Annotated in this window: 12 protein-coding genes; 7 read left to right on the top strand and 5 right to left on the bottom strand. The window is 57.2% G+C overall.

Going from position 1 to position 12,909, the window contains the following annotated elements:
* Nucleotides 1-19: 19 nt before the first annotated feature.
* The gene (locus tag PMI02_RS12545; RefSeq protein WP_157222506.1) at nt 20-400 is read right to left on the bottom strand and encodes a hypothetical protein; all 381 of its coding nucleotides are present in this window, start codon (nt 398-400) and stop codon (nt 20-22) included.
* A gap of 175 nt (nt 401-575) precedes the next feature.
* Between PMI02_RS12545 and PMI02_RS12540 the strand changes: the two genes are divergently transcribed.
* Entirely contained in the window at nt 576-1,967 is a 1,392-nt protein-coding gene (locus tag PMI02_RS12540) for an exopolysaccharide biosynthesis polyprenyl glycosylphosphotransferase (RefSeq protein WP_007683150.1), read from the top strand.
* Between the two features lie 60 nt (nt 1,968-2,027).
* Nucleotides 2,028-2,837, top strand: coding sequence for a hypothetical protein (locus PMI02_RS12535; RefSeq protein WP_007683149.1), 810 nt, complete (start codon nt 2,028-2,030; stop codon nt 2,835-2,837).
* Nucleotides 2,838-2,898: 61 nt separating this feature from the next.
* Here the strand turns inward: PMI02_RS12535 and PMI02_RS12530 are convergent, their stop codons facing one another.
* Complete coding sequence (locus tag PMI02_RS12530; protein ID WP_007683147.1) at nt 2,899-3,663, bottom strand: metallophosphoesterase family protein; 765 nt, start codon at nt 3,661-3,663, stop codon at nt 2,899-2,901.
* Between the two features lie 258 nt (nt 3,664-3,921).
* Here PMI02_RS12530 and PMI02_RS12525 point away from each other — a divergent pair, with 258 nt between their 5' ends.
* The 5 genes from PMI02_RS12525 to PMI02_RS12505 all read left to right on the top strand — a co-directional run bounded on the left by PMI02_RS12525 (nt 3,922) and on the right by PMI02_RS12505 (nt 8,489).
* Nucleotides 3,922-4,848, top strand: coding sequence for a hypothetical protein (locus tag PMI02_RS12525; RefSeq protein ID WP_007683146.1), 927 nt, complete (start codon nt 3,922-3,924; stop codon nt 4,846-4,848).
* Between the two features lie 151 nt (nt 4,849-4,999).
* Nucleotides 5,000-5,518 carry a glucuronosyltransferase gene (locus tag PMI02_RS28385; RefSeq protein WP_369751231.1) on the top strand — a complete coding sequence of 173 codons (519 nt, stop codon included), beginning with the start codon at nt 5,000-5,002 and terminating at the stop codon, nt 5,516-5,518.
* Nucleotides 5,515-6,000 carry a glycosyltransferase gene (locus PMI02_RS12515; RefSeq protein WP_007683144.1) on the top strand — a complete coding sequence of 162 codons (486 nt, stop codon included), beginning with the start codon at nt 5,515-5,517 and terminating at the stop codon, nt 5,998-6,000. Before PMI02_RS28385 ends, PMI02_RS12515 begins: the two co-directional genes overlap by 4 nt.
* 121 nt (nt 6,001-6,121) lie before the next feature.
* Entirely contained in the window at nt 6,122-7,405 is a 1,284-nt protein-coding gene (locus PMI02_RS26420) for an O-antigen ligase (RefSeq protein WP_157222505.1), read from the top strand.
* Entirely contained in the window at nt 7,398-8,489 is a 1,092-nt protein-coding gene (locus PMI02_RS12505) for a glycosyltransferase family 4 protein (RefSeq protein WP_036503654.1), read from the top strand. The genes PMI02_RS26420 and PMI02_RS12505 overlap by 8 nt, the downstream gene beginning before the upstream one ends.
* On the opposite strand, the gene PMI02_RS12500 is transcribed toward PMI02_RS12505, so the two are convergent.
* From PMI02_RS12500 to PMI02_RS26415, 3 genes are read right to left on the bottom strand one after another with little or no spacing between them, the layout of a single operon-like run.
* Nucleotides 8,458-9,474 (bottom strand): glycosyltransferase, encoded by a 1,017-nt coding sequence (locus PMI02_RS12500; RefSeq protein WP_007683141.1) that lies wholly within the window; start codon nt 9,472-9,474, stop codon nt 8,458-8,460. The genes PMI02_RS12505 and PMI02_RS12500 overlap by 32 nt on opposite strands.
* Entirely contained in the window at nt 9,471-10,727 is a 1,257-nt protein-coding gene (locus tag PMI02_RS12495; RefSeq protein ID WP_007683140.1) for a hypothetical protein, read from the bottom strand. The genes PMI02_RS12500 and PMI02_RS12495 overlap by 4 nt, the downstream gene beginning before the upstream one ends.
* A 37-nt stretch (nt 10,728-10,764) precedes the next feature.
* Nucleotides 10,765-12,891 carry an AAA family ATPase gene (locus tag PMI02_RS26415; RefSeq protein WP_007683139.1) on the bottom strand — a complete coding sequence of 709 codons (2,127 nt, stop codon included), beginning with the start codon at nt 12,889-12,891 and terminating at the stop codon, nt 10,765-10,767.
* Between the last annotated feature and the right edge of the window lie 18 nt (nt 12,892-12,909).

The raw sequence follows: 12,909 nt of genomic DNA, 5'->3' as shown, positions 1-12,909 counted from the left end.
CGATCTGCGGGGTGTGGAGTTAAGTCGGTCCAGAAGTGTCGACCTCTCCGCTCAGGTTCCGGTTCTGCTTCACGGGAGTTAGAAGGCCTGCGCCGAGAAAGAGGATCAGGGGCCAGGTAAGGGTGTGAACGAAGTCACCGATGGAATCGGTCCACATCCACTTAGGGACATGGTGTCCGAAACGCAGAATGTCGGCCCCTTCGTTTGCGCATTCGAGAATCAATAGCATTGCAAGGCCGGTTCGGGAGCGTAATCCGGATTTCTGGACGGCGCAAACTGCCAGATAGATCACCAGTCCGAGGTGAATGTGAAGGATCGTTCGAATGACATAGCCCTTGGGGGCGATGCTCGTTTTGAGACTTTCGATTACGAAGGCCGCAAACTGCAGGATGTCATGCACGATGCAATTCCCCTTGACCCGTAGGAGTTCGCCTTTGGGGGCGCCATGGTTCAGGCGGCCCAATCCGGTGAAATCGCAGCAAATTTATTCTCGTACCAGAAGAAGTGCCGGCCGCAATGCGGGCTCGCTTTTGCGGCGAACGTAGGTACAATCCTGCGGTGAGGTTGCCGAATCCATGACGCTTGTCTCCAATTTTCCGTTGGGGTGGTCCGCAGAAGAGGCGGAATTGCGCGGTGTCTGGACGAAGCGCCGCCGCAGGCGGCAGTTCATTGCGTTGCTGGTATTTCTGGACGTGGCCGCGCTGTTCGCCGCTTTCTACCTCGCGGCAGTGTTCTACGAAGTGGTCGACAAACACCATTGGATTATCATGGCGCTTGCCATTATGCCAGTCTACCTGGGTTTCGCGGGGAGGAGCCAAGCCTATTCGGGGAGCATTCTGAGGAAGCAGCGGCTCGGCGTTTCGCGTTCTTTCATGTCGCTAATCCAGAGCGTGGGCATCGTGACTCTCGTGGCCTTCCTCCTGAAAATCGGGGAAGCGTTCTCTCGCGTGAATTTCGCGGTTGGCTGCCTCTTGGCGTTTGTGCTGCTCGCCATGACCCGCATCATCCTGGTGCGGTATCTTCAGCGAATTTTAGGTGTCAATCCCTACTGCAGTGTACTCGTGCACGATGGTCACCCGCCCCCCTCCCTGGCCGGCTATTCGATAATTGAACATGCGGATAACTGGCTCGCCGAAGGCGAGGATGTTCCTGCTCGCTACGATCGCATCGGTTCGCTTCTGCTCAATGCGGACAGAGTCGTGGTTGCCTGCTCGGGTGACCGGCGGGACCGGGTCGTTGCGATCCTGAAATCCTGCAACGTACTGACCGAGGTTTTGTCGTCAGACATTGCCGATCTCGCACCTCTGAGCGTAGCGCGCACCAACGGAGTGCCGACCCTGGTCGTCGCCCGTGGATCCCTTGCCCTTTTCGACGAGTTTGTGAAGCGCTGCTTCGATATTACCGTGTCGGTCCTGGCGATCGTCTGCACACTACCGATCATGCTCGTCACGGTCGTCGCCATTAAGGTGACGTCTCCTGGGCCGGTTCTTTTTATCCAGGAGCGGATCGGGCGGGACAATCGCACGTTTCGCGTATTTAAGTTCCGGAGCATGCGGGTCGAAATGAGCGATGCTCATGCGAGCCGTCTTGTGACCCGTGATGATGACCGCGTGACCGCGGTGGGGCGGTTCATCAGGAAGACCAGCATCGACGAACTTCCCCAGCTGTTCAATGTTCTGGCCGGCACGATGAGCATCGTCGGGCCACGGCCGCACGCGCGGGGGGCAAAAGCTGCCGCGAAGTTATACTGGGAAGTCGATTCATCTTATTGGTTCCGGCATTGCGTTAAGCCGGGCCTTACCGGTCTTGCGCAAGTCCGCGGATACAGGGGGAATACTTTCTCTGAGACCGATCTTTCGAACAGGCTTCAAGCGGATCTTGAATATGTTCACGGGTGGTCGTTGCTGCGTGACATAACAATTCTGCTTCGAACCGCGCAGGTGGTCATTTCTAAAGGCGCATTCTGAATAGTGCATCTTGATTTGCGATATTGGCAATTGGTTCTTTTCACAGCACAGCGAGACTGAATGCTTAAATGGTCGAAACTTGCCCTCGGTGCCGGCGCAATCGCGCTGCTGTTCGTCGGGGGTGTGGCGGCGCTTGATTTCCGGCCGAATGATACTCGGATCAGACTGCGAGCGGGGCGAGAATACACGCAGGACGCGTATCTGGCCTATGTCAGCCCCTGGGGCGCAGGACAGGCCTTGACGGGTTTGTGGGGGAGCCGCGCCGACAGCATTCGCGTAGATCCCGCCAAATTCCCCGCCAATTCCCGGATCGGCTGGCGATGGCCCCCGTTCGGGCCGCCAGGAGAACTGAGCATCTGGGGCTACGACCATCTCGCTTTCGGCGATTATGATGGGGGCTTGCCCGAGCAGCAGGTCCAACCTCGTCGGGTATCCCAAATTCAGCGCTTCGAGCAGGCGTTTCGCTGGAAAGGCAGTTTTGAATACGGCGCTGCGACCTTGCTCACCGAGTTCTATCTGCGCAGTGATCCGGCTGATGCCGACAGCAAAACGTTGGAGATCGGGTGGTTTCTTCATGCTCCCGAAGAGACGCGGCGATTCGTTGCCGAGGGAAAGCAGTTAGGTGAGTACCGGGATCCTTCAGGCCGATTATGGCAGGTAGCCCAGAACAAAGCCTATCTCACGTTTCTTCGCAAAGACGGTAAGGATACCGTTTCCGGCAAGGTGGATATGCTCCATGCTCTTAGATGGTTGGAGGGCAGGGGCCTGATCAATCGTAACGAATGGGTAACAGGCCTGGCGCTTGGGGTCGAGCCGATGAAGGGTGTCGGAAGCGCTGAAATTGAAAATTGGCAGGTTTGGCTTGAGTAGGACCACCCCGTGTGACGAACGTCACCGGCCGGGCTTGAAAAGTCCTCGGCTCGCTGCAGGTTTAGGTAGTGGCGATGAAATCCATGTCAGCACCCTCGACATAGATCGCCGTTAGCACGCCGGTCCGGTATGCTCCTGTGTCGATGCCGACACGGTTATGCTGCCGATCGATGTTGGGGGTGATCGAATGCCCGTGAACGACAAGTGCACCGTGATCACTGGAGCTCTGCAAAAATTCGTCGCGTATCCAGATGAGATCTTTCTTGCTCTGCTTGTCGAGCGAAACCTTCGGTTTCACGCCGGCGTGACAGAAATAGTAGTCTCCTGAGCGGGCTGTCAGCGGCCACGATTTCACGAACTTCATCAATTCTTCCGGAAGGGCTCTACGAATGTCCGAGATGAGACGTGGAGTGATCTCAACCTCGCCTTCAGGGATCACAAGGCCAAAACTCTCGAGCGTTTCCCGCCCGCCCACACGTAACCAGGCCTGTATCACCTGCGTGTCTCCGGCGTGCGCCCGCAGCATCATTTCTTCGTGATTGCCGAGCAGCATAACCTGGCCGCGAGCATGCTGAGTCCACTCGTGCAGATAACGCAGGATTTTGGCGGAATCTGGCCCGCGATCGACAACATCGCCCAGGAGCAGAATATGGAGGCTTTCGGGAGCGGGTAATCCACGCGAGTGCGCCTCGATTAGACGCAGAATGTCGCGAAGGAGATCGTACCGGCCGTGAATATCGCCAATAGCATAGATTCGCTCCCCTTTGGCGGTCTTGCGCGAAGCAGGTCGGCGACTGCGATTTTTGCGGGTTTCCATCAGCGTCATCAGGTTTTACGTCTTCGTCATTCGAATGCGGTGGTTTTCTGGCGGCTAGCCACACCAAATAGCCGATTGTCATCTAATTTGCCAAGGTTGGTGAGCAGCTGGGTGCGATCGTGCGAATTTTCCCGCAAAAGCGCATGTATCCGCAGTTTTTAGGGCGGGGGCGGGTCTTCGCTATGGGCTGCTATGGACGAAGCCTCTTGGCGCAGGTTAGACGTGCTGCGGTGCCCGTTGGGCCACTCTCCGGATAGGCTGACATTCATGCAATTTCGCAAGGACATCTGGCAGCCTATGGTTGTTGAGGCGCCAATCCGCCAGATTGCGGAGGCTGGTACCTTGGACGGACTGGCAATGCGGTGGTTGCCATCGGCGCGCGAACTGAGTTTCTCCGCAGACCCGTTCGGGCTCTGGAAGAACGGCGAACTTCATGTGTTCTTTGAAAATTTCGACTATCGGACCGCGCACGGCACAATCGGTGTGCACGTCCTCGACAATACCCTGAATGTGATGGAGTCCCGGATCGTTCTCAAGGAACCCTGGCACCTGTCCTACCCGTTTGTGTTCGAATGGGAAGGGGATGTCTGGATGTTGCCGGAAGCCTGCGGCTCCGGTGCCTCAACGCTCTATCGCGCCCTGGCATTTCCATGGACTTGGGAACCCGCTGCGAGCATCACGCTTGACGTCGTTCCAATCGATGCCACCCTATTATTCGCCAAGGGCAGCTGGTGGATGTTCTACGCACCGGCTGGAAGCAATCTGGAACGCCTCACGGAGCTCTATCTTGCGCAAGCGCCCACGCCTCTCGGGCCGTGGCAGCCCCATCAAGGCAATCCATTTTATACTGATCTGCAAGGTGCTCGGCCGGGGGGAACGGCATTTGAAATGGGCGGCCAGGTCGTATTGCCGCTCCAGGATTGCCGAAAATCATACGGTTCGGGTCTAAAACTGCTGACAATAGCAAATCTTGGAGAGCCATCGATGTCGGCTAGCGCAGGGTCGCTACTAACGCCGCCGCCTACGGCGGCCTTCTCTGACGGCTTTCATACACTTTCAGAGGCTGGGCCCGTGACACTCGTGGATGTCAAGCGGCGCTCCCCTTCCTGGAAGGGCTTGGCAATGCGGCCTCTGCGGTCGATGGATCGCTGGCTTGGCAGTTCGGTCGACCCGGCGCGCCCAGCTTGGAACTAGCTTTGTTTTGCGGCCGAATATTGGTGGCAGGGAACGATGGTGCCGGACGCTCGGAACTTAGCTTTCGATCTTGCTCCGACAGAAAGGGGCGTGAACCAATCGCTTTTGAAATGACCCGGTGCTAGGAGCTGGTTGGCTTGGCCTGGCGGCGATGCAAAGCAAGCCACCCTATCTGGCTGGCGCGAGGCGAAGAAAGGCAGGTATGCGAGGCGATCGCAATGGAAATCTGAAGCTCTTGGCGGTAGCATCAGGCGGCGGTCATTGGGACGAGTTGATGTTGCTCCGCTCGGCGTTGGAGCCTTTCGAAGTGACGTATGTAACCACAAACCCTTTGCTTCCTGTTCGGGATGGCATCGCAGACGCCAATATACTCCCAGATTCCAACAGGGATCAGCTCCTGGGATCGCTGCGGTGCCTGATGGCAAGCTTCAAATTGATCAAGCGCTATCGGCCTGACGTAGTGCTCACTACAGGCGCGCTTCCAGGGCTGTTCTGCATCGTTCTCGCTCGGCTGTTTGGAGCAAAAACGATCTGGGTCGACAGTATCGCGAATTGGGATGAGCCCTCGCTCAGTGGCCGCGTCGCTCGACCCTTTACCTCGTTGTGGCTAACGCAGTGGCCTCATCTGGCCGATGGCCGTTCCAAGCTTTACGGCGGAGCATTGCTGTGATCCTGCTCACGGTCGGGACTCAGTTACCGTTCGATCGTTTGGTTCGCCTTGTCGATGACCTCGCCGGGGATTTGCCGGGCCCGTTCTACGCCCAGATCGGAAAGGGAAAATACGAGCCCAGGAACATGGAGTGGCAGCGCGTTATTGCTCCCCAGCAGTTCGAAAAGCTCGTGTCGTCTGCAAGTCTGATCGTTGCCCACGCCGGCATCGGCACACTGGTTACGGCGGAGCGCCATGGCAAAAGCTTAATACTCTTCCCTCGATCAGCGTCACTGGCAGAGCATCGCAACGACCACCAAATGGCAACCATCCGCGCACTGGCGGGGCGTGAAGGGGTTGGTTTCGCGACCAGCGCAGAGGAACTTCGGGCTCTCATCATGAGCCCGCCGCAGCCATCGACGCCGCGAACAAAGAGCGGTAACAATGCTATGCTATGTGCGACCATCTCCGCGTTCCTCGGAACTATTGCTAAAGAGGTCTAATTTGCCGCGCGTCTCCAGTCGTACAGCTCAGGCGCCCGAAGTTCGCCGCACAAGTGAGGGTGGCAATCCCATCGGTCGACGTCGGCGCTCCCGATCAAAGACATCAGAGGCGCCGGTCAAAGTGGGCGCGCTGGTCGTGGCATTCTGTGCGCTGCTAACTCTCACGCTTCTCGGGCCACTTATGACCTATGAATCTGAGGGCGTTTCGGGTGGCGGCCAACTCGTTCGGCAATTAGGGTATATCGCAATAGCACTGTTGGCCGCTTACAGCGTGCGTGCCACCAAGGTTTGGCGCCGTTTGGCCGTGGTGCCGGTCCCAATTATCATAGCAATTGTATGGTGCTGGTTAAGTGTCACTTGGGCCTTCGATCCTCGGATTTCGGTTCGCCGTGTCATTTTGCTTACTATGGTTTTATGGTCTTGTTTTGTGATCGTCAGGCAGCTTGGATACCGAGCTACGCTTTTTCTTGTACGCTCTTCTCTAGTTATCCTGTTGATCGCAAATCTTATTGCGGTGTTTTATTACCCTTCTATCGCTATTCATAATTTTGACCCTCTTGGCGAGGATTCCCTCAAGGGTGACTGGCGCGGCATCATGGGGCATAAGAACATGGCAGGGCTAGTGGCAGCCTTGACCGTTCTGCTTTTCACTTTCGATAGAAATGAGATGCCGCGGTTGGTCCAGCTGGCTGTCATCGGGGTCGCATCTTACTTTCTGTGGTTTACCAGTTCGCGGACGTCGGTCGCAGTATGCGGCGCTGCTCTTGTGATTGGATTTCTTTATTCCTGGTATCGCTTTAAATACAGGCCATTGGCGATTGGCGCAGTAGTGATTTTGACCCTCGTTGGGGCAATTGTTCAAAACGTCTATTCAGATCCGTTTTTACGGACGTTAAATGATCCCGCTGCCTTTACTGGCCGAACGGTTATCTGGGCGGCCATGTGGAATTTTTACCGAAATTTCCCGTTTTTTGGCGCTGGCTACGGATCGTTCTGGAACATCGGTCCTGCCAGTCCAATCAATCAATATGGCTCGGACTGGCTGCTCAACGTGTATGAAGGTCACAACGGCTACCTTGACCTGCTTGTGACGATCGGGCCGGTTGGTCTTGGTTTGGTGGTTTTCGCGGCAATCATCATGCCGATTGTCCGGCTCATGAATTGGCGGCAGAACAGGGCCCAGGCGGGCGCGCTCCTAATGAGCGTAATGGTTTTTGCCATCGGTCATAATGCGACCGAGAGCAGCCTCTTCGACAGAGATAGCATCGGTCAGGTTTTTCTGATGATCAACCTTGCGCTGATATGGTCCGTCACGGCAGGTGGAAGGGGAGTTGCGGCCGGAGGCGCGGATCTGTTCAGTTGGGCGAACCGGGACGAAAAGAACCCTGATTCCAGCGATGGTTGATGAGGAACATGAAAGGCCGCAGGGGGCAGCGGGCGTCCATGTGTGGCTCGTCGGCGGCACCCCTGATCATCCGGGGGGTCTTGAATCCTATTGTGATCGCGCCCTGCTTGCGCTCGAAAGCTATGGGCAAGGGCTTACGGTTAATCAGTTGGCTGCTAACACAGCCTACATGAGCCTTAGAGATGCCTGGTACATGGGACGGGCATTTATGGCACTCGCGAGAGCGCGGCGAAGGATAGACCTGGTCTGGGTTCAAGTCAGCAATCTTCCGGATCTCATGTATCTGCTCGTGGCAAAATTGCTTGGATTGCCGACCCTTGTGACGCCGCATTTTGGTGCGAACAGTCGGATGCAAACAGTGGCATGGCGTCGATTTCTGTGCCGGACCCTACTGGGTATCGCGGATCGTATAGGGCTATTGTTCGACGACCAGGATCGTGAGATCAGCCTCCCTAACGGAGCCGTACTGTCGACCGTCTCGACCTTTCTTCCTGGATCTGCATTGGTCGATCCGCCTGCTGGCGCGAGCGTCGAGAAACGCCGACTGCGTCTAATCCACGCGGGGCGGTTTTCGGCAGACAAGGGTTCATTTCAGATGCTCGAAGTCTGCGCATGCCTGCGCGAGCGAGGGATTGCTTTCAATGCTCAGCTCATCGGTCGTTCTGATGAGGCGACTATGAAGCGCATGCGAGAGATGATTGCCGCATCTGACCTGGAAAGCGAGGTCGAGATGGTCGACTGGCTGAGTGAGGCTGACATGCAGCAAGCGCTTCGTGATGCGGACGTTCTTGTCCATCTATCAGCCATAGACAGCTTTCCGCTTATCGTGCTTGAAGCCCTGGCTTGCGGTACCTTGCCAATAATCAGGAACATGGCCGGTGCCAAGCACATGGTGACCAAGCTTGGGGGGCACGTAGTAGCGAATGCCAGGGCCGTGGCGGATGCGTGTGAGTGGATCAGCAGTCTCGACAAGGAAAGCCTCCGCGAACAGCAGGCGCAGGCAAGAATTCGTACCCGCGCCACTTATGGCTGGCCGACTGTCGTTTCAGCGCTCAGTGCGACTTTCGAACAGACCCTGAAGTGATCGGTATAGATTTGATTTCGCGGAAAGCGACAGGGTGAGGCCGAGGCTGCCGTGTCATGAGGGAGTGTAAACTGGCGAGTGTGCACAGGTTCCAGTAGACGAACGAATACGCTCCTAAATGAACCGACTTTCGGCGCAATGCCAGAAACCCCAACGGCGCCAGAAGCATTGCTAGAGCGACGAGCGCGCCCCCCGTCAGCAAGGCAACAGGCAGTGCGATCCACCAGACGAGAATCGTCAGAAAGACTCTAAGCTGCGTGAGGTGTTTGAGCACGAACCCAAGATGGGGTTCGCCCAGGGCAGCCCGAAGAACCGCGCCAGCGCCTCCCATTTGCCCCGATGAAAACCGGAAGCGCAGCATTGCGAAACCGGACTTTTTATGCCCGGTATGCTCTACCGCCCTGACCGGTAGGCGTGCAAGCCTCCAGCCTCTCGCCTGAAGACGCGCAGCGAGGTCAAACTCCTCATATGATTTCAGGGCCTGATGAGCAAAGTACCCTGCCTCGCGAATGGCGTTGGTTCGATACAGGCCCCCGCCATCAAGTCTGTCGACTAATCCTGTCCGCCGGTGATGTTCACGGCCCATTGCCTTGTTGCGGATTTTGAACTCCGGGTTCGCCAGCAGTGTCTCCACGACGGCCCCTCCGACGCCGGCGCAGTCAGGATGGGCATCAAGCCATTCCAACGCTTCTGCGATGAAGGTTTCATCGAGACGCATGTCCCCGTCCATCAAATAGAAATAGGGCGTATCGACACCCTGGAAGGCAAGCTGGGCTGCCGCGCCGCAGGACCTGCGATCACCGTCCGTCATCTGGAGGATCTGCACGGGATATCTGCTAGCAATGTCGACTGTGGCATCGGTGGACGCACTGTCGGCGAGTACGACCCGTCCGGAAAGGCGTTCGCTTACAAGCAGTGCGCTCTCCAGGGCCGCAGCGATATGCTCCTGTTCATTGTAGGCTTTGATTGCGATCGTGATTGTCACGTCGTGAACCTCTTAGAGACCTTCCTGTGCGCACCTAACAACAAGAAACCTGAGATAAGCTCTCCCAGACAGATGGCTGCAAGGGACCATACCGGCTGCGCGACTTGAAGGAGCAGTATGACGCCGCAAATACTGAAAGGAGCTGACCATATGCGGGGCCAAGCCAATTCCGCGAATGCCCCATGAGACTGCATTTCAGTCGTTTCAGGAAGGTATAGGACACGGATCAAGAGAAGCGCTGTCCAGAGCCAGGCGCCCACAAGTACCGCATTTCGAGCGTAGCCAGGACCAAACATCCGTTCACTGGCATAGGTCAGAACGCAGTAAGTGAAAACGGCTGTGACCACCCAGAACGTAAATGCGGCGGCGCGGAAGAGCTGCCGGGCCCTGCGCAGCCTTGAGTGTTGGTCACTGCCGGTGATGCGGGACATTCGTGCACGCTCGAATTCGGAAAGAGCATTTAGGCCGACCACGGCAGGGCGTATCAACACGCTGCTAGCGGCGATGGGACCGAATGCAGCCGGACCCAAGGCGAAAGTCACGACGTAACTATGCGCATTGGCAGTAGTCTCTGTGGCAATCACACCAAGGAGGGACCACGATGAATATCGGGACCAAACGTGCCGGTAATTCTGAAGCAATGGGCCGACGCCGGGGAATCGCAGGCCAAAACCATAGGAGCGGAAGAGCGCGATGACGCCGATCAAATTGCCTGCGCCAAGGATCAGAAACGCTACTGTGGCATCTGGAGTTTCAACGAAATACAGCAGGGCGGTCAGGGCAAGAACGCAGATCGTAAAAAGTCCGTCGGATGTAACGACAGCCTTTTGCTGGGCGTGCGCATAGGACGCGACCCGTCCGTAAAGCCGCAATCCCCCGACCAGCACGAGCGTAGCGTAGGCGAGCGACGAAGCACTGTCCTGACCTGCTTTGGACGCCAAGGCGTATCCGCCAAACATGGATGCAATGCCGAAGCAGAGCTGCATCCATGTCGTGGCCTGCGCTACGGGGTCTTGCACAGCGGAGTTTTGGGAAACTATCCGCGCCAAAGGGGCGGAGAATAAAGCTCCACCCAGTGCCCAGATGAACTGCGCCACTAACCAGAGAAACGCAAATTGACCGAACTGCTCCGCTGCCAGTCCTTTTAGCAGGACAAGCGTCAGCAGAAACTGGGCACCGGAGCTACCGGCAGATCCGAGTAGGGCCGCGAAATACCTACCCAGATCACCGGCGAGTAAAGACTTTAGGCCCACCGTCAGTTCTGCCTTTGCCGACGGCGGAGCCTATCCGTCAGGATGAGGTCGACTGATAATAGTTCGAGTAACGGTCGAGATAATAGCCGCCAGCCAGCATGCCTGAAGTCTCGGCGACTGCGTTGACGAGGACGCCTGCGGGCTCCCGCCCAATTGCTTGGAGGGCGTCGAGGGCATTGCGGGCGGCCGGCAGTGGGGTGGAGTTCCATTTCACCACGAAGACAATTGCATCCGCAAGTGCAGCGAGGTTTCGGCCATCGGCGAGGCCGACGATCGGTGGGAGATCGAGCACGATCTGATCATAGTTCTGTCTCGCCACTTCCAGCAAACGCGCCATACGATCGCTCTCAAACAGATTGGTGCTGTTGAAGAAGGGAGCATTGACCATGATCACATCGAGGTGCGGACTATCCGTCTTGATAGTGATCTCATCCGGATTGGCTCTGCCTTGCAGATAGGCGATGAGGTCCAGTTTCCCTGGATTGATCCCCGAGGCTTCCTGCATGGCTGCGCGCCGCACGTCGCAATCGATCAGAAGGGTCCTACGCTCGGTGTCAGAAAGCGAGCGGGCAAAGGCAAGCGACGAAGTTGTCTTACCGTCTCCAGGAAGCGACGAGGTGAAGGCAATAATCGGCGTTTCCGCCGGCCATCCCTTGGAGCCAAACAGAGCGGTACGCGCGATGCGGAACGATTCTGCATAGAACGATGTTGGCCGGTCCATCAGGAGCGATGCCGGATGCTTGTCCTCGACATAGGGAACTGCAGCGAGCATGCGCAGTCCCAGCTTTTCCTCGATGTCTTCAGTACTACGGATTGAGCCCGAGAGCATTTCCTGAATGGCGATCGTAGCAGCGCCGGCCATAGCACCCAATATTGCAGCAAGGGCCAGATAAAGCGGCTTGTTCGGCGAACTGGGTTCTTTGGGCGGGATCGCCTGATCGACAATCGTCGCGCTAGACATCGAATTTTGCGATGCCTGCAAGCTACCCTGCGCCTCTTCGCTCAGTTGCTTGTAAAGGTCGCGTTTGGTCTGGGCATCACGATCAAGCGTATTGGCAACCACGCTGGCGCGAGCTTGTTCGGTACGTACATTCTCGACTTGGCCGAGGGCCGTTCGAAGACTTGCGGCACGGGCATCAGCTGATGCAGCTGCAGAGCCTAGGGAAGATATCACGCGGGAGCTGGCGGCAGCAATCTGTCTGTCGATGGACGCGACGTTATCAGCATTCTGCCGGCTGACCGGATGTCGGGGGCCATATTGTGCCGCCGCCTGCGTTTGCTGCTGGACGGCGGTAGCCCGCTGCGCCTGCAACTGTGCAATTATCGGAGACTGCAGCACGGCGCCGACCGAGCCGGAACCGGCGCGTGCGGACTGAGCCCGTGCAGCCTGATATTCCGCTTTTGCTGCAGCCGCAGACGATTCTGCGTCTGCGAGGCTTGCTGCCAGGGATGGCACCTGCTGGTCAGTGATGGTGCCCTGGAATGACCCGTCAACCGTTCCTACGGTAAGCCCGTGCGCGGCTTTGAAACGCGCGGCAGCGCCATCAGCCTGTGCGATTTGGCCGCTCAGTTCGGCGAGCTGCTCGCGGTACCATTGCGCTTGGGCAGAAGCGACGCTGGTCCGGGAGCCCACCGCGCCCTTGATATAATTGGAGGCAAACGAGTTTGCGATCTGGGCGGCCTTCACGGGATCGCGATCTTCGAATGCGACGTTCAAGACGTAGGTCTGCTGTTCGCGGAAAACCGCGAGTTTGCGGAGGAGGGTCGTTGCGACCGCGGTCTTTCTGTCTTCACTGGTTCGAATCAGCGGGTCATCGTTCGACGGAGCAAATGCGGCGTCGTTGGTGAGGCGAAGTTCGTCGACCACGGTCTTGGCGAGAGCGAGCGAATAGAAGGCAGAAACTTCCGTATCGATTGACTCGTCGGAAAGGCTAGACTTAGCATCGCCACGTTGAGTCGCGACAGGATCACGGGTCGGATCGATGCGAACATGGACTGTTGCAGTGTAATTGGGCTTCAGGAAGAAGACCGCTACCGCGAGAACGACAAAGATGCCGAGCGCAACTACTGCGAAGGTCTTCCACCTACGCTGAAGGGTGTCCCGCGCACGACCGAGGAGTTCGGCGAGCGTAGCATCATTTTGCTGTGCTAGTGCAATTTCCATGTCCGGACCTGCTCTTCC

This window comes from Novosphingobium sp. AP12 (assembly GCF_000281975.1).
Taxonomy (GTDB): domain Bacteria; phylum Pseudomonadota; class Alphaproteobacteria; order Sphingomonadales; family Sphingomonadaceae; genus Novosphingobium.
This window is presented reverse-complemented; position numbering and strand designations above follow the sequence as displayed.

Bases quoted from the DNA above. Each gene is read 5' to 3' on its own strand.
- PMI02_RS12540 (WP_007683150.1), top strand. From the start codon at position 576: ATGACGCTTGTCTCCAATTTTCCGTTGGGGTGGTCCGCAGAAGAGGCG.
- PMI02_RS12535 (WP_007683149.1), top strand. From the start codon at position 2,028: ATGCTTAAATGGTCGAAACTTGCCCTCGGTGCCGGCGCAATCGCGCTG.
- PMI02_RS12530 (WP_007683147.1), bottom strand. From the start codon at position 3,663: ATGACGCTGATGGAAACCCGCAAAAATCGCAGTCGCCGACCTGCTTCG.
- PMI02_RS12525 (WP_007683146.1), top strand. From the start codon at position 3,922: ATGCAATTTCGCAAGGACATCTGGCAGCCTATGGTTGTTGAGGCGCCA.
- PMI02_RS28385 (WP_369751231.1), top strand. From the start codon at position 5,000: ATGCAAAGCAAGCCACCCTATCTGGCTGGCGCGAGGCGAAGAAAGGCA.
- PMI02_RS12505 (WP_036503654.1), top strand. From the start codon at position 7,398: ATGGTTGATGAGGAACATGAAAGGCCGCAGGGGGCAGCGGGCGTCCAT.
- PMI02_RS26415 (WP_007683139.1), bottom strand. From the start codon at position 12,891: ATGGAAATTGCACTAGCACAGCAAAATGATGCTACGCTCGCCGAACTC.